The organism is Bacillus paranthracis, assembly GCF_024296885.1.
Taxonomy (GTDB): Bacteria; Bacillota; Bacilli; order Bacillales; family Bacillaceae_G; genus Bacillus_A; species Bacillus_A paranthracis.
Map to the genome: position 1 here is coordinate 198,538 of NZ_CP101136.1, position 20,652 is coordinate 219,189.

At 34.0% G+C, this 20,652-nt stretch carries 22 protein-coding genes and 2 pseudogenes; 6 read left to right on the forward strand and 18 right to left on the reverse strand.

All coding sequences use genetic code 11. The annotated features are described in order from the left end of the window. Window positions 1-433: 433 nt before the first annotated feature. The 10 genes and pseudogenes from NLJ82_RS28135 to NLJ82_RS28180 all read right to left on the reverse strand — a co-directional run. Window positions 434-1,387, reverse strand: a pseudogene (locus NLJ82_RS28135) (putative type IV secretion/conjugal transfer ATPase); the annotation flags it as partial. A 2-nt stretch (window positions 1,388-1,389) separates the two neighbouring features. Further along, a complete protein-coding gene (locus NLJ82_RS28140; protein WP_000892011.1) occupies window positions 1,390-2,304 on the reverse strand; it encodes a hypothetical protein in 915 nt (304 codons plus the stop codon). Then, a complete protein-coding gene (locus NLJ82_RS28145; protein ID WP_001233525.1) occupies window positions 2,305-2,655 on the reverse strand; it encodes a PrgI family protein in 351 nt (116 codons plus the stop codon). Between the two features lie 66 nt (window positions 2,656-2,721). Beyond that, on the reverse strand, window positions 2,722-3,141 hold the full coding sequence (locus NLJ82_RS28150) for a hypothetical protein (protein ID WP_001216648.1): 420 nt from the start codon (window positions 3,139-3,141) through the stop codon (window positions 2,722-2,724). Between the two features lie 149 nt (window positions 3,142-3,290). Next, a complete protein-coding gene (locus tag NLJ82_RS28155; RefSeq protein ID WP_000727316.1) occupies window positions 3,291-3,479 on the reverse strand; it encodes a hypothetical protein in 189 nt (62 codons plus the stop codon). Window positions 3,480-3,687: 208 nt separating this feature from the next. Then, window positions 3,688-4,611 (reverse strand): Rpn family recombination-promoting nuclease/putative transposase, encoded by a 924-nt coding sequence (locus NLJ82_RS28160; protein ID WP_000118205.1) that lies wholly within the window; start codon window positions 4,609-4,611, stop codon window positions 3,688-3,690. 106 nt (window positions 4,612-4,717) lie between these two features. Then, the gene (locus NLJ82_RS28165) at window positions 4,718-4,879 is read right to left on the reverse strand and encodes a hypothetical protein (protein WP_000353863.1); all 162 of its coding nucleotides are present in this window, start codon (window positions 4,877-4,879) and stop codon (window positions 4,718-4,720) included. Between the two features lie 160 nt (window positions 4,880-5,039). After that, a complete protein-coding gene (locus NLJ82_RS28170) occupies window positions 5,040-6,353 on the reverse strand; it encodes a DUF3854 domain-containing protein (protein WP_001108760.1) in 1,314 nt (437 codons plus the stop codon). After that, on the reverse strand, window positions 6,343-8,118 hold the full coding sequence (locus NLJ82_RS28175) for an LPD1 domain-containing protein (RefSeq protein WP_001048058.1): 1,776 nt from the start codon (window positions 8,116-8,118) through the stop codon (window positions 6,343-6,345). The genes NLJ82_RS28170 and NLJ82_RS28175 overlap by 11 nt, the downstream gene beginning before the upstream one ends. 112 nt (window positions 8,119-8,230) lie before the next feature. Further along, a complete protein-coding gene (locus NLJ82_RS28180; RefSeq protein ID WP_000548269.1) occupies window positions 8,231-8,782 on the reverse strand; it encodes a hypothetical protein in 552 nt (183 codons plus the stop codon). A 590-nt stretch (window positions 8,783-9,372) separates the two neighbouring features. Between NLJ82_RS28180 and NLJ82_RS28185 the strand changes: the two genes are divergently transcribed. Both NLJ82_RS28185 and NLJ82_RS28190 read left to right on the forward strand, forming a co-directional pair. Further along, a complete protein-coding gene (locus tag NLJ82_RS28185; RefSeq protein ID WP_071713420.1) occupies window positions 9,373-9,570 on the forward strand; it encodes a hypothetical protein in 198 nt (65 codons plus the stop codon). 18 nt (window positions 9,571-9,588) lie between these two features. Continuing rightward, complete coding sequence (locus tag NLJ82_RS28190; RefSeq protein WP_000267727.1) at window positions 9,589-9,768, forward strand: hypothetical protein; 180 nt, start codon at window positions 9,589-9,591, stop codon at window positions 9,766-9,768. 203 nt (window positions 9,769-9,971) lie between these two features. Here the strand turns inward: NLJ82_RS28190 and NLJ82_RS28195 are convergent, their stop codons facing one another. Continuing rightward, the gene (locus NLJ82_RS28195) at window positions 9,972-10,247 is read right to left on the reverse strand and encodes a barstar family protein (RefSeq protein WP_000351384.1); all 276 of its coding nucleotides are present in this window, start codon (window positions 10,245-10,247) and stop codon (window positions 9,972-9,974) included. Window positions 10,248-10,267: 20 nt separating this feature from the next. Then, window positions 10,268-13,663 (reverse strand): S-layer homology domain-containing protein, encoded by a 3,396-nt coding sequence (locus NLJ82_RS28200; RefSeq protein WP_002029168.1) that lies wholly within the window; start codon window positions 13,661-13,663, stop codon window positions 10,268-10,270. A gap of 620 nt (window positions 13,664-14,283) precedes the next feature. Here NLJ82_RS28200 and NLJ82_RS28205 point away from each other — a divergent pair. Then, window positions 14,284-14,844 carry a recombinase family protein gene (locus NLJ82_RS28205; protein ID WP_000639134.1) on the forward strand — a complete coding sequence of 187 codons (561 nt, stop codon included), beginning with the start codon at window positions 14,284-14,286 and terminating at the stop codon, window positions 14,842-14,844. Between the two features lie 120 nt (window positions 14,845-14,964). Here the strand turns inward: NLJ82_RS28205 and NLJ82_RS28210 are convergent, their stop codons facing one another. Next, complete coding sequence (locus NLJ82_RS28210) at window positions 14,965-15,204, reverse strand: hypothetical protein (protein WP_000043818.1); 240 nt, start codon at window positions 15,202-15,204, stop codon at window positions 14,965-14,967. A gap of 525 nt (window positions 15,205-15,729) precedes the next feature. On the opposite strand from NLJ82_RS28210, the gene NLJ82_RS28215 reads away from it, so the two are divergent. Together NLJ82_RS28215 and NLJ82_RS28220 are read left to right on the forward strand one after the other, a co-directional pair. Next, window positions 15,730-17,115: an IS4 family transposase gene (locus NLJ82_RS28215; RefSeq protein WP_223290729.1), complete on the forward strand. Its 1,386-nt coding sequence runs from the start codon at window positions 15,730-15,732 to the stop codon at window positions 17,113-17,115. Between the two features lie 485 nt (window positions 17,116-17,600). Beyond that, complete coding sequence (locus NLJ82_RS28220; RefSeq protein ID WP_000428143.1) at window positions 17,601-17,780, forward strand: DUF8096 family protein; 180 nt, start codon at window positions 17,601-17,603, stop codon at window positions 17,778-17,780. A 67-nt stretch (window positions 17,781-17,847) separates the two neighbouring features. Here the strand turns inward: NLJ82_RS28220 and NLJ82_RS28225 are convergent, their stop codons facing one another. Together NLJ82_RS28225 and NLJ82_RS28230 are read right to left on the reverse strand one after the other, a co-directional pair. Beyond that, on the reverse strand, window positions 17,848-18,105 hold the full coding sequence (locus NLJ82_RS28225; protein ID WP_095209908.1) for a hypothetical protein: 258 nt from the start codon (window positions 18,103-18,105) through the stop codon (window positions 17,848-17,850). A 275-nt stretch (window positions 18,106-18,380) separates the two neighbouring features. After that, the gene (locus NLJ82_RS28230; RefSeq protein ID WP_002163380.1) at window positions 18,381-18,581 is read right to left on the reverse strand and encodes a hypothetical protein; all 201 of its coding nucleotides are present in this window, start codon (window positions 18,579-18,581) and stop codon (window positions 18,381-18,383) included. A gap of 269 nt (window positions 18,582-18,850) precedes the next feature. Between NLJ82_RS28230 and NLJ82_RS28235 the strand changes: the two genes are divergently transcribed. Continuing rightward, the gene (locus NLJ82_RS28235) at window positions 18,851-18,988 is read left to right on the forward strand and encodes a DUF3956 domain-containing protein (protein ID WP_000376554.1); all 138 of its coding nucleotides are present in this window, start codon (window positions 18,851-18,853) and stop codon (window positions 18,986-18,988) included. 142 nt (window positions 18,989-19,130) lie between these two features. Here NLJ82_RS28235 and NLJ82_RS28240 read toward each other — a convergent pair whose 3' ends face one another. From NLJ82_RS28240 to NLJ82_RS28250, 3 genes and pseudogenes are all read right to left on the reverse strand, one after another. After that, a complete protein-coding gene (locus NLJ82_RS28240) occupies window positions 19,131-19,322 on the reverse strand; it encodes a hypothetical protein (RefSeq protein WP_001250590.1) in 192 nt (63 codons plus the stop codon). A 357-nt stretch (window positions 19,323-19,679) separates the two neighbouring features. Next, complete coding sequence (locus NLJ82_RS28245) at window positions 19,680-19,958, reverse strand: hypothetical protein (protein WP_000691220.1); 279 nt, start codon at window positions 19,956-19,958, stop codon at window positions 19,680-19,682. A 402-nt stretch (window positions 19,959-20,360) separates the two neighbouring features. Further along, window positions 20,361-20,594 (reverse strand): annotated as a pseudogene (locus NLJ82_RS28250) (Holliday junction resolvase RecU); the annotation flags it as partial. Between the last annotated feature and the right edge of the window lie 58 nt (window positions 20,595-20,652).

The window sequence follows — 20,652 nt, forward strand, 5'->3', positions numbered from 1 at the left end:
TGATATTGCCTGTAACAATATATGGACTTTCATAAAGGCGAGTTTTACTCATCCACAGTAGCGACACTAATTGTGTCAGTAAGCCTTTCGACTTACTTCCGATATAGACCCGTACCATCAGAGATTCGTCCGCACATACCATACTCTATTGGTTCATAGTGCATACTAACCATAGGTAATTTATAGACTTCCGGTTTATAGGTTACACCACCCACCTCTGAGTGACTTTCGTATCCTATAGGATTACGGTAACTCTCAACCGACTTCACCGAGCTTCATACAGTTCAGTTCTTGCTAACTTCACTGCATGTCGGAGTATTAAAGGAAGCCCTTCAAGGCGTTACCCTATCATTTGACTTCTTGGAATGACAGTTCACTGTTGAACTGTAAGTTCGACAATGCCTAAGCTTTTCACTTAGGAACGTGTCGCACCACCCTCGGGATCTATTATCATCGCATGTGTATCTGCAAGTGATGTTTCACGAGCTAGCTTCATTTTTAAGAGTAAACTTTTACCGGAACCTGAAATCCCTGTCACACCAATGTTATAGTTTGGTGGACGATAATCTGCGTTACCAAATGAATTTAAAAATTCTACTTGGCCAGTAATTTTGTTCTTTCCTATTGGTATACCACCGTTAAATCTTCCGGAACCTGATACAAAGGGAGCAAATGTACATAGAGCACGTCTATCGATATTGCGATATGTATCTTGCAGAGTATTTGGTGCACCTAGTGGCATAACTGCTTTCAAGCCACTCTTCACACGATTCCAAGTACTCGCTATTTTAAAGTGAGATGCTTGCATTTCATCTTCGATATACTCACATAAAACATCTAATTCTTTCTTTGAGTCAGCATACGCAACCGCCATGGTACTTACCATATAAGAGTCATTCTCATTAAATTGAATTTCATCCATTAAATTGTTTGTATCCTGAATTTTTGCATCTAAATCTTTTTCTTGGTCAATATTTCCACGTGTACGTTGGAAAGAAAGGTTCGAACGTAACATCGTCAGCTGCATATCTAACGAACGCATCGCTTTTGCTTTTGGCTCTTTATGAATATCAATCATGACATCAACCTCTCCAGCTGAAGTTAACATGTTCAGCCAATTGGTCTGCATCATACGAGGATATCCATCACGTGGAATATAAAATGGACGGAAGAAAGTATTACTTCCCAAAGACTGCTTAATTACCCCATAGTCTTCTGAATCAATTTTCATTCCTTCTGGGGCAATGACATCAAACACAGTTGTTTGATTTTCTAATTGAGGCGGAACTTCTTCTTGTTCGTACGCTTCCTCCTCTAGTTCCAATTCGTCATTCTTTTCAGCTTCTAACTTCTTTTTTTCTTTTTTCTTCTTTCCAAACAATTTCATACTTATGCCACCCCATTATTTGATTTTTCAGCTTTTTCTTCCGCTAGCACTTTCTTCATTAACTCTAGTTTTCTCTCATTTGTTTCACCGGTTGAATAGAGAGAGAAGTTCTCATTTTCAATTAAATCTTGGAAACGTGCTTTCACCGCTTTACGACGGTTAAACGCTACATATTGGAGTTCTATTAATTTATCTTTTGTTAACATTTCTACACTAATTTTTGCTTTCGATAGTAGATTTCGGGAAGCATTATAGCGACGATATAATTCGTTAAACGCTTTATCTACAATCTTTTCTTCCAATTCATCCTCTGTATCAGCTGTAATCGTACTAATATCCACTTTGTATGGATAAATTAAATATCGCTTTTGTTCATATCGAGGCTGCGAACGTTGCCAGTACTCTAAGTTGTCGATAACTTCTTGCCCATAAAGTACTGTCTCTGGTGTAAGGTCCTTCGCACCTTTCATTGTTTCTGTCATTTTTCGTACAGGATCTGTTAAATCTACAAACTTACTTTGGATATATACCTTCGTATTAAACTCTAATGTGGTTAACCATGATTCAATTTTGATATCAATCGCTTCTTGTTCCGCATTGGAAAGTAAATAATAGTTTACTGGGTGTGCCTCCGCGATTAGGATAAACGTGTCATCATGATAACGAATCATATGATTTTCAACTTCCTTAATGTCTTCTATAAAAGCACGAAAGAAATCAACATTATCCTCATCAATTTCCGATTCAGCAGGCGTATTCTTTTTATTTTTCTTTCCATTTTTTTCAGCAGTACGTTTCTCTAACCCGCCCTGGCTTTTCCCCTTTTTCTTAGAACCAAACATCGGTTTTCCATTCATTTTCCGATAAAAGAAAAACCCTACAATGGCTACCAACGCAAAATATATCATTTCTAACATCTATAAATTCTCCTTTACCCATGTAATTGGCTCGTATCCTTTTCTCCACTTGCCTTTTTCAGAACGGCTACGCATTTTGATAAGTAAATATTTATCTAGATACATGTGTTGTTTTTCTTTATAAATAAAAGCAAACGTTATTACAACTACTACTGTTGGTATTGCTAAAATTAAGCAAATAAAAAATGCTACCGCCGCATTAAAAGGTGCAAATAACCGCCATAAGAATGGCACATATAAATAAAGGGATGCTCCGCCACCCAATAGATAAATCAATTGGCGTTTGCTCAGCACACCTAACAGTGTTTTTTGTTCCGAAGTCATATCAACAGGAACGGTTACTTTTCTCATTTTGTTTCCTCCCTTATATAAGAGAAGCTCTCCCCAAATAGAGGAGAGCTTTTACAAACTCTTATGTTAAATTTTTGTAACCCAAGAAGCGATGTCGTATGCTTTGATCATGACAAAGCCTCCAATTGCTGCACACGCTAAACCAATCATGGCTTGTGTACGGTTTTCAGGGTTTTTACCTTGTGCACCAGATAGTTTAATAGCTGCAAATACAACGCAAGCTGCTACCCAAATACCACCAAAACCAATTAGTGTTGTTACAAGGGTATTCATGCTTTTTTGTACAGTGGTAGCATCTGCACCACTGGTGTGCCCAGTAAGCCCCCCCTCAAAACTTTTTTTTGCCAGTAGAAAATCTCCTACTGATGTTGTCATAAGTTTTGCAGACAACCAATTCAACATAATTCCTGCACCTCCGGGTGTTTTTGCTCGCAAAACGCAAAAAGACCCCAATACACGCACACGTCCCCTAAGGACATGGCGCATATTGAGGTCTTCTCTTATATGCGAACTGATTAATTTTTTATTTTATTGTTAAATCTTATTACGTTTATATTATAGCAATACGATTTTAAAAAAACAAGCCTTATTTACGCCTAAAAAGTAAAATTGGACTTTTCGTGTTCCGTTTTATTTCATTTCTTTTTATCCTCTTTGTTTGGATCGTACCATACCATTTGAATTTGAAAAATATCACTGTCCTTAAGACCCAAAACATTCATTTCCTCTTTCAATGAGCGCCATGGTTCTATTTTTATAGATTTTATACTTTTGTCTCTAAGCGTATACACATGTACATAATATGCTTCTTTTTTCTTTTTCATAATACAAATAACTTCCCCTTATATTCTTTATATTTTTTTAATAACAGAATAATTGAGTATGTAAAAATTACACACTTCAAATAGCATTTCCTCTTGTTACTTTCATAACTATTCCCCCTTCCTTCACATCTATTCACTTACTTTCATTAAATCAAAAAAACAGGTAATCGTGTGTACCCACAATTACCTGTTTTTTTATCATTTATATCTACCTTTTATTTCTTATAATTTCATTAACCTCTTCAACACTTAATTCTGCAACTTTTGCAATTTTTTCTATAGGTAATCCTATTTTAAACATATTTTCAATCATCTCTATCTTAGTTGCAATTTTAGTTTCTTCTGTAGCTATTTCTGCAGCTTTTTTCGCAGCTCTTTCTTCTGCTGTCTCTATTTCTGATATTCTATCTTTTATTGCTTTTTCTCTAGCCTCATATAAGCGTAAAAAATCCTTATCGCTACTTAAACGCTCCCAATCCTCTATTGCTTTTTTCAAAACTGGATCTTTTTCCATTGCTATCGCCTCCAGGATTGTTGTTAATCTCTCATCCTCATGCGCAGGAAATAATAGTAACCAACGCGCTAAAGAATCTTCCCACGGATCCATTCGTTTTCCTTGCCATTCTTGAATCACTTTTGGAATTTCAAGAAAATGCAACTGCATATTTTCGGTAATGATACGTTTAGATTTTTTGTTCATCACTGTATTAATACTATGAAACTCCTGCTCTTCTGGAAATAGAATGAAATCCACTATATTAATACAAATGGTTGGTCTTAATTCTGTATATTTCATCCCTTGAGTCATTTGAGAATAATACATACCTGACCAATAGAACAAAGAACGTTCTATCATATCTTTTTTGTCTCGAACTTGAATCTCTATATTAATTTTTATACCACTATTTAGCGTAGCTCGCAAATCTAAAATAGACAATTTATCATCCTTCTGCTCTCTTGGAAGATGCGGATCATCTAAGTGCAAAGATGTAATTTCTTCATCAATAGATGATTGTAGTACCGCGTTAAGAAACCCAATTAATATATCTTCATTTCCTTCTACTCCAAACAAACGCTTAAAAGCATAATCAACTCGTAAATTTACTAGATTCTTTTTTACATATACACTCATGTTTTCCCTCTACCTTTCTCGTTTTAAAATTGTATTTAAGAGCATAAAAAAAGATAGAATTATATTCTATCTTTTTCTCCTCTATTCATCTCATCAAATATGGCTACTAGTTACTTACTATATAAGAAATATCCTCTTCACACATATTTGTCGCATTTGCAATTGTCGTGATAGAAACTCCCTCATTATAAAATCGTTGAATGAGTTCCATTCTTTCTTGTTCCCTAGCTTTTTTATCTACGTCCATTAATTGTTGCATAATATCCATAATACTTAATACACACCTTTCTTTTATATAAAGTCCCCTAGCTAAACTGTTAAGTGTTTTGTTAAAAGAAAGTTTTACACTAATACTTCTACTTTGTTGTAAAATGTACGACTTTCTTTTAACGTGTACAATTTTGTTTTAACTTCACAATTATGATTTTTTATATTGTGCGAAAAACTGGTTTGAAAGCAGCTTGCATTGCATCATCCAGACCTTTCCCTTGTGCTGGGTTCCATGCCGCAATAATTACGTTATAGCCCTCTTTCTTTAACTCTGTCGCAAAAGCAATTACGGCAGCTCTTACTTTTTCATTCTCTACTAAGTCAGCATCAAATGCTAAGTATACATTTTCTACTCCCATATCTTTTAATACTGGCATAACGATTCTCCATGCATTTACACCTGGAATCGCAAGAACTGTTGTCCCTACTTTAGCTATTTCTTCTTTATTTAGTCTTTGAGGAAGTAAATCGGCAATCAAATCCGCCTTCATCGGCCCTTCTGTAATCATTACTGATTTTGTTTTGTGCAGCATACCAGACTTCCAATGTTTCAAATGTGAGCTTGGTACCGCTACATGTACAGGAAGTGGATTTTCACTACCTCCCGCACCGGTTCCTTCATCTTTATTTGCTGAAGAGATCCATAAGTATTTTTGACCTTTATGTATCTTTACAACAACCTTTTCCCCGTCGATTAATAATTCTTTATTTTTCCCTATTTCTAGTTTTCCTTCATAGATACAATCCTCGTTTTTCGTTATTTTCACTACATTAGGCTGTTGGACTAGTTCGGCTTGTATACCTGTAGGTCCAGATTTCACATGAACAGAGTTCTTTACTTCATCTACACGTACTTGCCAACCAACAATTTGATTATATTGGTTTCGGAATGGAATCATAATTCCTGGAAAACCTGCCATTAAACGAAGAGAAGTTTGTCCTTTCTTCATTTCATAAAATCCAGGTATTCCCTTCCAACAATCTTTTTTGCCAATTTGTTTAAATAACTTTTCCCAAATAGTTGTGTACGTATTATCATCTTCCAACACAATTTGTTGCTTTAAAAACGAACGATATTGACGTACCTGTACTTCTTCTTCAGTCATTTTTCTATCTTGCAGTAAATGTATATGATGCTTCTCCTCTAACGGCAAAAATCCGATTAAATTACGATTAAATACATCTAATTCTTCCTTACTTCGCTTACTATGCCCCTTTACTACATCTACCTCTGGTAATTGGTATTGCTTCTTACCATTTAGATAATGGATATAACTTGGATTACTTGAATTTTTACCGTATACCCACTTACTTTCCACACGGGTACATGCTACTTTCTCTTGTGAAACATGCAGCATACAGTTTCCAATAGCATTACAGATTGGGCATGGAACACGATAAAATTCCCACCAACTTCCTCTTGGATGTGCAGTTGTTAAACGAAATTGTCCTTTTTGTATGTTATAATTCATCATTTCCCACTCCTTGTATACTATTTATTATATATGGAATAGCTACTTCCATTAAACTCTTTATACTTCTATTTAGATGTTCTCTTTGTTCTCCTAACGGATATACAAAAGAATATGTATCACATACTAAATAATCGTTTCTATGTTCTTGATCTAGCAAAGCTGATTCTACATATGCTTCAAATGCTCTAGCAAACATCTCATGATTTGTAGACCAATACTTTTTAGTTCTCTTCTTATCTAACTTAATGGCTGTATCAAAATATATGGACCCTTTCACTTGATAGGGTATTTCACTAAGTTTTTCGCCTGTTTTTTTATAATGATATGCAGCTAACATTTGTGCGGTTTTCTCAAATTCTTTTTCAATTTTACGCTCCATACGCGTCTTTGTTGCTCCTGATAAAGTATCAAGCTTCCTACACAAACTAGCATGATGTGATTCTAAAATATTTGAAAGATTTCCTTTAAACACATCATAACTATCGATAACACCACCATAGAAATACCACTTTCTACTGTAGGCATTTTCCACGTTGATTACTCTGGCCACTTTTCCTTGTTTACAAGCATCTAACACAGCTTGCATCTTTTCCTTGATAATAGCAGGCAAGATATTCCCAATACTCTTCCCGCTTGATAAGAAAGCAAGACTACCATTTTGAAAATCATGACTACAATCATATAAGAAATGATCCAATGCATGTCCCCATTCATGACACAATGCCCCGACTCCATTATCACGAGTTAAATTAATGACTTTGGTAGAAGGTTCATAATGTGCTAATGCATTGCCGCTTCCTCTCGCACCAATCGCAAGTCCTAAGCGTCCTCCTAACCCTATATACTCAGGTGAAATCCCTAATATACGAGCTAAATCATGCAATGCTTCGGATACATGCCCGATATGTTCTTTTGCATATTGTTCGGTGCAATAATGACCAAATTGCATCCCCTTCAACCCAAACATAGCCACTACGTCTTCAGGTTTGGTAGCAATTTCTACTCCTGGTCCTTTTCTTTGCAGAGTATCTGGCAGTTTCCTACTCCAAGCAGCTGCGGATTTCTTACGAGTCGTAACCTTTTTCGTAAGTAAATCATTCCATGTTAGTTCATGTGATACACGAAGATACGTAGAATTAATACTTTTAGAATTTGTGCAAAGTGATATGAATTTCTTTCCTAATATTAATAACTCCATACCATCTGCATCAACAAACTCATCAAAATATTCCTCTACCATTCTTTTAAATGTGAATGTTACATTCTTATTTTTTCTAAATGTAGACCAACCATTGTTCATTTCCATTCCATAAGAGACCACAAGATCTACCCATTGTTCTGAGGTATGTACCGACTGTATATCATGCCATATTCTTCTACATGCTTGAACATATAGTTTCCTTGCAGTCGGTGTATCTACAATTGGCTTCTTATTTATTCTGCCCACTAGCAACTGCTTTAACTTTGCAACATGTGGTGGGACATCATTTTCTTTTTCATGTTCAAAAGAGAATGGAATCAATGTATTTCGATCCAATGCATTTAGCGCCTCTACTGGAGATTCTTTTTCAATTTCAGCTAAAATTTCTAAAGAAAATGATACTAAAAATGATTCTTTTAATGCTCGTATCTCTTTCTTTGCTCCCACTAATTTCTCACCTACATCATAACTGTATCGATTGCGAACTTGTTTATCTGTTCTCACATCTTGTACCATTACGTCTTCTCCAACCTCTAAACCAAACAGTTCAAATAAATTCATACTAAAATCCTCCTGAATAAAATAAAAGACAGAAATTCATAGTCATTTTGCACTACGGATTTCTATCATTCCCTCTGTCTGTACACTTCCATATAGTTATGTAAATTACTCATTACGATACACTCACACCTGTTAAAGAGAATAGATCCTCTTTTGTCGGATTTAGTGCTTGTAACCAGCTATCTACCTCTAAGAAGTTTACTTTTTTTAATTGTTCGCCTTTTTCCGCACGCTTAACCACCTCTAAACCTCCATGGTGATGCACAATCATTACAAGATCATCTTTCTTGAAAATACAATCTACATCTGCAGAGTTTATGTGGTGGTTACGTAGAATTGGTTTCCATTTCTTAAGTGAATAACCTTCTACATCTAAAAAACCACGTATAGCAGTAAAGCGAAAACTCGTTCCTCTAAAACATCTTTCCAATAAAAAAAGGAAATCCCGTACACATCCATTAAAATGAACATGATACAAATAGATTTCCCCTGCTTGTTTTGCTGCTCGCTGTGACAAGTTTGATGGTTTAATGGCAAACTGATAACAATCTCGTTCCCAAAATGCTCCTTCTTTTGTAACTCTCATTCGTAATGCACGTAAACTTGGAATAAGTTCATCTGGATGTGCAGAACAAAATAAAGATACTTCATAACTGATATGCATAAATAAATCCCCCTAAATAATAATTTTTGCCCAGTGTAATAATGGATTCTACTAATCAAACAGACTTGAAAACAACACAAAAAGGGCTTCTTCAAGTCGATTAAAAATGTGCATAGCAAAATAAGCTATATACACTAATCGGCTCAAAGAAGCCCTTTCATAAATGAAACAAGACGCAACTTGCTTCTACAACTCAACCACAACACAATAAGGTGTGGGAATAAACGGAATCAATTAAACAATAAATATAATTCCATATTAATGAATTCATACAAAAATTTCAATAATTTTATTTGTCCTTAAGATGTCCCGCTCATTTTTTTAAATTCATATGTTTTAACACTACCTTGGTTTCTTCATCAAATGATATAACTCCCTCCACGATAATATTTAATTTAGGATTGAAATTCTCTAAATCTCGATGTATTATATTTTTGTGTTTTTCTCAGTTCCCTAGCCGAGAATACATCATCACTTCTGAAAGAACCTGAACTCCAACGGGTTCTTTTTTTATTCCTCTTCTTGTAAATCTATTTATCTAAATGTAAAATTATAATTAAGTTCTAATATTGTGAATTGAGGTGAAAATCATGAGAAGTTTTGGCTCATTAATAATCTCTACTGTCTGTTCAGTACTTCTTGTAATTTGGAATGCCTATGAATTCTATAACGGATTCACAACAGGGCGCACATACTACTGGATTAATGGCATCGGGGCTGTTATCTTCCTTCTATTCCTTATCCTCAACATGCGAGATTTCAAAAAGAAAAACTACAGAACCTCATAACAATAGGAGTTGATACATATGTGGCAAAAGATTAATAATTATAAGTTTCATCTAAAAGATTTGAAATTTATGACTTGGCTATTTCCACACATTCATCAAGCTAATAAAAACAAATACCCCAAAACCAGAAAATTAACATCTACAGTTGAAAATCTACAATTTTTCTGTTTTAAATTCTATAAAATTTTAGCCAAATAGTGATGTGGCGATACTCCAAATTGCAAATACCTGATGAGTATAAGCATTTCTATAACTCTACTAATGTATGTTTATATCTATAAGGGGTACGGAAACGATTCGAGGTATGAGGGGCCACTATGAAAGAAAACCTAATTGATACAATAAAAACCGTAGAAATTAAATATTTCCACGGTTTTTATTTTTACCTAAGATCCTTTTAATTATTTTACAACAATATAGAACTTACCTGGCATTTCATTTTGTGCATCTTGAAATATTTTTAAAATTAAATCCGCATAAGGTCCTAACATTTTTTGAGTACTCTCGAAAAATTCCCATTCTATTGTTATAGGAAGACTTATAAATCCAGTTAAACAGTCCCACAAAGCATCTGCATTTTCCCCATAAAAACTAGGGAAATCTAATTGTTTTTTTAATATTTGGTGCAATACTTCTTTACTAGTAAATGTTCTTCCATCTAATTTTATTATATCCATAAATTTAATCCCTCTATTCCCTATTTTACTTCGGTAAACGTTTTATAATGATCAGAAGTTTTATACACTAATCCATCATTAGAATAAAGAATTCTATCATTACCTCGATACCCTGATGAATAATTAATATCCGCTTCATACCAAGTCCTATTTGGAGCACTTGGTAATAGCCTTTCATTATTATAGTAAACATTTCCACCAATACTTTTTCCTGGAGCTACTTCGTGGAGATTTCCTTTCTTTCTATCCCATCCTAAAGCTTCAGCTTGTTGCTTTGTGATGAAATTATCCGGTAATTTCTTATTTTGTTTTATATACTGAGCGACTTCATCAAAACCTGTAGGATATTTCGTGAATTTTGTATTTTTGGCTGCCGCTTCTAAAGCCTTACCTTTCTTCTCAAGGTCTCCAACCTTCCCTACAACTTTACCGATAACCCGTGTTGTGCCACCAGATACGACAGCCAATGTACCCCATGCATAATCATCTGGACCGTATTTTTGACCTGTTACTAAGTCTTCACCTTTGATAAGCTGTCCAATTTCTTTTCCTGTACCAATTATAGGTGTAATACCCAATATGAATGATACATCTCCATCATTCTTACGATCATATACTCTAGATGGATCACCACCTAAATCACGTAGTGCATTACTCAAGTCAATATTCCCCACATTGATGGTAGCAGCTGGAATATTAATCTTATGACTTGCTATTTTATTAGCGGAGTCCATAAATGTATTTGCAAGATCTATTCCCATATTGAAATCTGTGAAGAATCCTGGTACTTTCGCATCTAACGCTTGTAAATCTTGCGCAATGACTGGAACGTTTTTTCTTGTTACCTGTACAAGTTCCTCCATACCAGGTTTTGCTTCATCTATAGAATGCTTCAAACGAATGGAACTATTTACAACTGGACCTAAATCTTTAACTACACCAGAAAATCCCTTCGATAACTCTTGCATATTCAATGTGATTTGATGAATATCTTTGCTAACATCTTCTAGAAATTCACTTGTTTTATCTGCATATATACTTAATACCTTGTAAGTTTCACCATATGCTTGAGCCATGGATACATATTGTTGAAGTATAAAAGTATATGTTTCCACACTAAAATCTAGTAACTCTTTTCCATCGGCTCCAAGCAATTTTGCAAGTTCTTTCCTTTGGGTAACTGTTAAATTTCTTATATCACCTTTCATAGCATTTACTAATTCTTCTAACTTATCATGTGCTTCTATGATGACTTGCCTTTTATACTGTACATCTTGCTTTGCATCATTAATGTCTCTGGAAAGATTCTCTAAGTTTTCTACATCATCTACCCAACGTTGTTCTTCTTCTTCTAAAATTTTGATCGTGTTATTTATGTATGTTTCGTCACTTTTTAAGTAATCTAATACACCTTCAAATATCTTTATTTTTCCATCAAGCAAAGTAAGTGGACTTTTAGCCTCCTGATCAAAAATAATAGCATCATGAATGCGTACATATCCCTTTTCACCTTGGTAATTAACCTCATACCAAGAACCGACTTTCCCCACTACTTCTATCACTTCACCCTTGTTCACACTTTTTGCACGTAATGCTTTTTTCAAATCTGGCTCAGGATATACTTTTTTAACAAGGGATTCTAATGTAACCCACCCTTTAATCATTTCTCCGTCTTGATTAAAGGAGAACTTCTTGTCTTTATATGTAAAATCTCCTGTTTGTAATGCACCTGAAGGCTGTAGTAAATACCAACTAAACTCTTGCTTCATCCAACCATTTCTTGATTCATGAGAAGCATCAAAATAATACGGTTTCCCATCAACATTTGTAAATCCCGATTGCACAGGACCCAACGGACCAAAGTAATAGATTTTCCCATCGATATGTTGGATTCCAGTTTGTACCACGCCATCGGTTCCTAGATAATAATCATATCCACCTGTATGTAACCAGCCCGTTTGCATAAAACCATCGGTACCAAAATAATATCGTTTCCCATCAATTGATTGGAAACCTGTTACTCTTTGCCCATCTTTTTTATAATACGTCCATTTTCCTTCTTCTTGTACCCACCCTTGTTTATTATCTAAATAGAGTACTTCTTTTAATTGATCAATCCATTGTAATCCATTCGCGAGAACATTTAGATCACTATCAAGTTGTTTATCAAATTTCTTTTGAATATTTGGTGGAAAATATTTTTCGGGATCTTTATGATACTCAGTTATCATGAAATGAGACAAATTCGTTGCTTCTTTTGCTACATCCCATGAACGAACTGGTGATTCACCAATTACAACAGACTCTAGTACTCGGACATATCCAATTTCTCCTTGGTATTTTACCTGATACCATAAACCTTGCTTGGATATGACTTCTAAAACATCTCCATCCTTTACAGGCTTAGATTTCGATAGAAACTTTGTTTCGGGCTTTGGATAGATTCTTTTAACAGCAGAACGTAGAGTAATCCATCCCTTTTCCATATCCCCGTACTTATTAATTTCAAATGGTTTTCCTTGATAAGTAAATGTTCCTGTCACATACTTCCCATCTTTTAAATAGCTCCATGAAGTTGCAGAGAAACTCCATCCAGTCTTTAGTTTACCAGGTTCACTATAATATAAAGTATCTTTCCCTACCTGCTTACTCCCTTGGAATAGCCTTCCATCTTTAAAAAAGGCGTACTCTATTCCATCTAACGTAATGTTATCCCTTTGCTTACTACCATCTTTGTTGTAATAGTACCAATTCTCGTTCTCCTTCACCCAGCCAACTGATTCATCATTTTGCATATTTGTTACTTTCATAATCGTCCTATATAAGAACATAGAAAATTGCTCTCTAGTAACAATGCCATTTGGATTAAAATTCCCGTCACCTGTACCACTTGTTATGTTGTTACCGGCTAATATTTTGACATATTCGTTGGCCCAGTGACCTTTCATATCCGTAAATTCAACATTTCCTTGCGGTTTTAAATCAAATGTTTTGACAAGCACAGTTGCCATTTCGGCACGTGTCATATTATTTTTTGGATTGAATTTTTTTTCAGCATTTACACTGAAAATGCCACGTGCTGTTAGTGCCAAAATTTCCTTTTTGAAATTGCTGTCGCCAATATCAACAAATGGATTATTTGTACTATCTTGCGGTTTTAAATATCGATACAAGAAAGCAGCGAGATGTTCGCGAGTAATAGGATCGGCTGCACCGAAATACCCATTTCCGTATCCTGTTATAATCTTATTCTCCACCATATACATCATTTCTTTATACGCCCAGTGAGTTTTAGGAACGTCAATAAAAGATGATGAATTCACTTGACCATTTTGTTCTGCATACGCTGTTCCTACTGTACTGAATAACAAAATACATACGATAAAACTTAAAAATAATTTCTTAATTGTATTCATAATAGCTCCTATTCAATTGTTAAAAATATAATTGCAAAATCAGCACTTATTTTATCCTTCATTTACGGCATTTTATATAATTATCAAATTTCTATTCATACTGATATTTCGCATAAGGACAACCTAAGTCATTCTGTCTAAACAATAATTAATTCATAAGATGTTTCATTTTTTAAATCTAGTAGTCCGTTTATAGAACCTTCTTAATATACAGTAAAACCAAGTTTTTCAATTTGAAAATCCCTTATTGTAAAATTCGCATTATGTTGACAATATCCATAATAATACCAGTCTCCTTTCTTTTTGACGCGACCTATTTGAATTAAAACTTCGACTTCCTCTGTAAACATTGGTGCATAGGTAGAAAATAGTTAAAATAATGATAATATAAGTCCTATGATTTTCTTCATACTCGTATCTCCTTATCAATTCGTAAAAAACCTTTCAATTATATATTAAGTTTCATTGCTATTAAAATAAAAAAATATAAATATGCATAATTGCATATTTTCCCTCTCGATAGAGTGTACCCTATTGATAATAACTTGTCTCCTTGATAATAAAGGGTTCGCAGACTATCAATAGCACTTATCAAAATTAAAGAGAATAAAGGTGAAAAAATGATATATGGATATGCTCGTGTCAGTGCACAAGATCAAAATCTAGATACACAGATTGAACAGCTCATGAAATATGGAATAGATGAAATTATTAAAGAAAAAATAAGTGGAGTAACCAAACAAAAGCCAGAGTTAGACTCTATACTTTTAAAACTAACTACTGGGAATACTTTAGTCGTAACTAGAATGGATTGTTTAGGTCGAAATACCATTCAGCTTTTACAATTAGTAGAACAACTTCGGGAAAAGGATGTTCACTTTGCGATTTTAAATTTGGGAATAGATACGAGAACGCCAACAGGAAAATTCTTTTTAACTGTCATGGCTGCCTTTAGTGAACTTGATCGAGAAATGATTAAAGAAAAGCAACGTACGGAAATAAAGTTAGCGAAACAAAAAGGATTGTATAGAGGAAGGTTGAAGAAATATACGGATAAGCACCTAGGTATAAATCATGCGATTGAATTGCGCAAGCATACCAATAAAACTGTTAAAGAAATATGCCAAATTACTGGTGTGAGTCAGGACGCTCTGTATCATAGATTAAAAGAACTTGAATAAAGTTCTTTTTTGATTTGTAATTAAATCCCAGAGTGGCCCCTCATACCGATAATCGTTTCCGTACCCCTATAATAGAAAAAGCTCTCACAATTGATGTGAGAGCCTTATAACCGAATTATACTATTTCATTCTACTTTCAATCTCATCCCTAGAATTGTACAATTCGTTAATCTGTTGGCGCTTCTTATCGTTCAAATAAGGGTTGTCCTTCTCTGTTTGATTCTGCTCTGTTTGCTCCTGGTGCAATGGTTTATATGGATGGCGCTCTTCTTCTCTTATTCCGTTGTAGATGATGACACCTAAAACAACAACTATAATCCCTAATAAGATTATGAATTCTTTTAATGTCTGCTTACTCATCTCTGTTTGCTCCGCTCCTTGTGTTAAAGTCTCTCTAGTTGTCCTTCAGCTTCCCATTTACTTTCTACAGGCTGTTTACCAATTTTATTAATTTCCATCTTTTTTCCTATTATGGTAGTTCTTTATGCTTAGACCATTTTTAAAAGCAGATATGTACTGTCTTTTATATAATGAAAATGAGGTAGAAAGATTTAGTCTTTTTTACTAACTAATAGATTTATGATATGTATTTCAAAGACCAATTTTACATTTGTTATTATATCACAATAAATTAATATAAGGTTAGGAAGTATTGAGTATCATAGTAAAACCTCTCGAATATAAAATTATTCAAAATGCAAAGTCTGTTTTATTAAAAACAAATGCAATCACATATGCTGTAAAAAAAGATTTATGATGTTTAAATCTAATTTTTTTACTATCCATAAAAAAAAGGCGTTATCCTTGCTGTATCATTATAGGAAAGGATGGCGTTTTTGTATGTCTATTTCTGTATCTGATGAATTAAACCTATTTGCTTGAGAAATTCAAAGCTTCTTATCTCCGAATATCTTACGAGATCTTGCTAGAGATGTTGGTTTTGGACAACGAACCAGTAAATACCAACCAAAAGATTTAGTCGCTTTATGTGTATGGATGAGTCAAAATGTTGCTGAAACCCCTTTAACTCAGTTATGTAGCTGTTTAGAGGTATCAACAGAAGTACTTATCAGTCCTGAAGGACTGAATCAACGATTTAATGCCACAGCCGTGCAATTTCTACAACAAGTGTTAGCCGAACTTCTCAACCAAAAGTTATCTTCAACTAAGCTGCTCTATTCTCCATACACTTCTATTTTCAAGCGTATTCGTATCCTAGATTCAACGTCATTTCAACTTCCAGATCCTTTTTCATTCGTTTATCCAGGTGCAGGAGGATGCAGCCATACCGCGGGAATGAAAATTCAGCTTGAGTATGATTTATTAAGTGGACAGTTCCTTCATATTCATACAGGTCCAGGGAAACAACATGATCGAACCTATGGTTCCCTGTGTGTCCCAACTATAACAGCGAATGATTTATGTATCCGAGATTTAGGTTATTTTCATTTGAAAGATCTTCAACATATACAAGATAAAAAGGCTTATTATATTTCACGTATCAAATCAAATACACGTATTTATCAAAAAAATCCTAACCCTGATTATTTTCAAGACGGCAGAATCAAGAAAGGTACAGAGTATATCCAGATAGATATGGAGGATTTAATGAACTCTCTTCAACCAGGACAAACATGTGAAATATCCAACGCTTATGTAGGAATGACAGATAAAGTCCCAACTCGTGTGATTGTTCATCGACTAACAAAAGAACAGCAACAAAAACGATTGCAAGATCAAACTGTAAGAGAAAAGAAGAAAGGAATGAAGTATTCTGCTCGTAGTAAACGACTTAGCGGTATCAACGTATATATGACAGCTACACCTACAGATATTGTCCCAATGGGACAAGTGCATGATTGGTATTCTTTACGTTGGCAAATCGAGATTTTATTTAAAACCTGGAAATCATTCTTTCATATTCATCATTGTAAAAATATAAAACGAGAACAATTGGAATGCCATTTGTATGGGCAACTGATTGCCATTTTACTCTGTTCTTCTACTATGTTTCAAATGCGGCAACTACTTCTTATGAAAAAGCAACGAGAACTGAGTGAGTATAAGGCCATATATATCATTAAAGATTACTTTCTTCTTCTTTTCCAAGCTATACAGAAAGACACCCAAGAGCTATCAAAGGTTCTACTTCGCCTGTTCAACCTCCTACAGCAAAACGGGAGAAAATCTCATCGATATGAGAAGAAAACAGTCTTTGATATATTAGGTGTCGTTTACAATTGTACCATGTCTGATAATCAAGCGGCTTAATTCAAAAAAATGAAACCCGTTAGGGTTTATTTCGTATGCAAATCTTTAAATTCCTTACACATAACCTTTAGAAAAAAGAAACACTCTCTACTATAATTGACGTTTTATGAGCTTAGCTTGATAGCGATGGGCTATTTCCAATTGTCAGTTTGTTATATGCCTATGAATTCTTTTCTGGGCTAATGTACCACCAGGAGATTCGTTGGCTTAAATTAATATGCATGGCGATAATGATTATAGGATTTATGGATATTCAAAAAAAGCTTAAAAACAAAGATTATAGAGTGGCTTAAATCACCAAACACTCTTGAACTCATTTTCGAATTATTGTATTATATTTTCGGGTCTTACTTCATAAATCATTATCAAGAGAATCTGCAGATTTGCAGGTTCTTTTTTGCAAAATAAAAAGCATCCACTACGTGATCACTTCATGATATTGTGATTCAGTTATTTAAAATCAGATTGATATGTAGGTGAAACGAATGGAAAATAAAGAACAAGAACCAAAATACGATTTAAACAAAATATACACATACGAAGAACATCCAGATAAGATCAGTGGTCGCTGTGACAATTGCGGTAATTCTGCATTCAAAAGTTCCATTAAAAATTTCATCTTTTTAAGAGAATGCCGTCATTGTGGCATGAAGAAAATCATCTAGCCCCTAGGCAGAGGTTTTTCTTTATAAAATAAAAAAGCAGCTGTTAGGCTACTTAAAGTTCGTCTTATCACCAAATAAAATGATATATATATTCTCCCGTTATACTTTCATCAATTCCTGCAACTCTAGCAAATCTCATCAAGTCAGCACCCTGAAGGAAATACATTGTTAGCATAACTGGCACCCGTGACCACATAAACCGATAAAGCTCACCCACCCTTTGCTTAGTCGTAACAATTAAATCATTCGCAGGTCCATTAATCCATGCAGTTGTCCTAACTGAAGTAAACGGAAGATCTTTCCCATTAACCACTATCCTCGCCATAATATGTGTTATATCCACATCAATCCCTCATTCCAAGAGCCAAATCTATTTTCCATATTTACATAAGTATTCAACGCTATAAGAAATGTTTAAAATGCTTCTTTATAAAATAAAAAAGCAGCGGATTCGCTACCTTAAAATCTACATAATTCCCTTTTCGTTCGTTTTGTTCACTTGTTTTATTAGATGTTCAATGAAATTGAAACTGTATCCTTCGGGTTAATAAGTACTAATAAAAAAGAGTGCGATTAAGATATGCACTCTTTCAAAAGACTTTACCAATCTCGACGATCATCATGATTATGATCACGGTCATGATTACGTCTACGACGACACTCATCACAATCACAGTCGCGTCTACAATGACATTCGTTAAAATCGTTTCTTCTACGTCTACGACCGCATCCGCAAAATACTAAATCATCCCAAAAGCTATTACAATCTCGAGAATGTCCAAAATTATTATTCCATCCCATAGATATGATTCCCTCCTCTAAAAATAGAATTCATCATATTCTATGATTAAAAGGTAGAAATAGTTTGTTTGCTAGTCTATATTTTGTATTTTAGGCTAATAATATTTCAATTTGTAAACCTATCTCACTTCTGTATTTTCAATCGTTGTGTTCTTTTGTTTTGTTTAAATGGGCTAATCTATTAATTTTATTAAATCCATTAACTTAAATATTACACATTAGTGTTTTATACATATACTATAGTAGATTGCTAGAAAGGTGGTGTAACCATGGATAGTTGCGTTGTGTTTGTAAATGGACAACCTTTTTTAGTTCTCTCAGTAGCTGGTATTGAAATTGCTAGATTAGAGATTTCTCTTCAAGTAGCTTTAGCTCTAAGAGTGCTTGGAATACCAATCTGTGATTAATTACCACATCCAAAAAAGAGGGCATTAGCTCTCTTTTTTTATCTCCCTCTTATCTCTCCTTAACAACAAACAAGGCGCCGCCCAGATCGCGCAGCGCCTACAATAACTGCTATAAACTTAATCAAACTTATTTACCCTCACATTATTTATTTCTTTGCTTCCATACCCCATTCTCTTTATGATAAGTATTCTTGCCGTTCATGAAGTCAGCTGTATTACCCGGAATGCTAAATTTCTTATTCTTTTTCTTAGCCTTCTTCTTCAGCCTTTTCTCTTCCTGAATAGCTTGCAAATCCGCCTTCCATTGTTTCAACAAATCCTTTTCACGTCGCATCGAATTTGTACCCCTTGGTTTAAATGTGAATCAAATAATTAGATTCTCCCTATTTATATACTCATTTAAACAAAATGTCTATTTTATTCTTATTCTCGTTTAATATATACCAATCTATGTTTTTCCTTCTAAATAGACCAACAATATATTAAAATCTTCTATATACCCAAGGAGGTTTACCACGCTTAATTTTCAAAACATTACCCATATTAGGGTTCTTTTGGTTTTTATACGGTTTCATCGGTATCATCTTTTATTACTTATTACTAACTCCTTAACGTGTAGGAACAAATCGTATAAATATATGTTTAATATGTAATTTTTATATAACAAGGGAAAAGCACCCGTATTGGATGCTTAATGTATACTAATATTAATATTGAATAGCTTCATTGATAGACTTTCTAGAACAATAAATATACTAGCTGAAACTGATCTATATCCGATATTCTTTCCTGTAACATTAATAGTAATCTCCGCTAAATGGGTTGGCACATCATGTTTTTCAAAAATTTTATCTTCAACCTTTTCAACTATAGCTACATTATCTACTTCTTTAAAAGTTTTTAGCAATTTTGTTTCTAATAAAGTAAAATCAAAATTTTCATCTTTAACCACATCAAATATAATCTTCACTTTTCTTTCCCCATTTTTAACTAGTTAATATATTAAAATCCGTTTAATTATATATTTTAGTATTAAATAATTCAAAAAATATGTTTTATAAAATCCCCCACAGTTAACCTATCTAATAGAGAAAAATAAAAAAAGGAAGAAGTTCCTCTTCCAATTTCAAGATTAATCTCAGCCTTCTCGTTTATACTCCGTAAAACCATCTCAATACTTCGACTATTTAATGAACTTGTAAGATAATGATACGGCAATTTAAACATCTAGTTATCCTCATCATTTTATCAGCTATTTATCGATATTTTTAATAATTTCAAATAGATTAAGTATATTCATAGATTTGTAATCCCTTAAATTTCTCAGTAGAATTTATAAATAAATCAACATCATATCTAAGGGAGGTTAAATAATGGAAAATCGTGTAACATTCCCTGTAGACTTTGCTTCAAATTCTATAGCTCGTCCCTTATACACGCCGTCATAGTCTACTGTACTTTTAAGCTTCATAGAACCCACTCAGCATACGGACACCTTTACAGGAGTCTGACACTTGTTTATTAGCGCCACTCCGCCTCGTTGATACATTTCATTTACTAGATTGGTAAGCATTTCAAATGTCATTCCGTGGTTTCCTAGCCCCATTGTTATTCCTCACTTTCTATTAAAAGGATTACTTCATTTAGTTTCTATAAAATGGTAA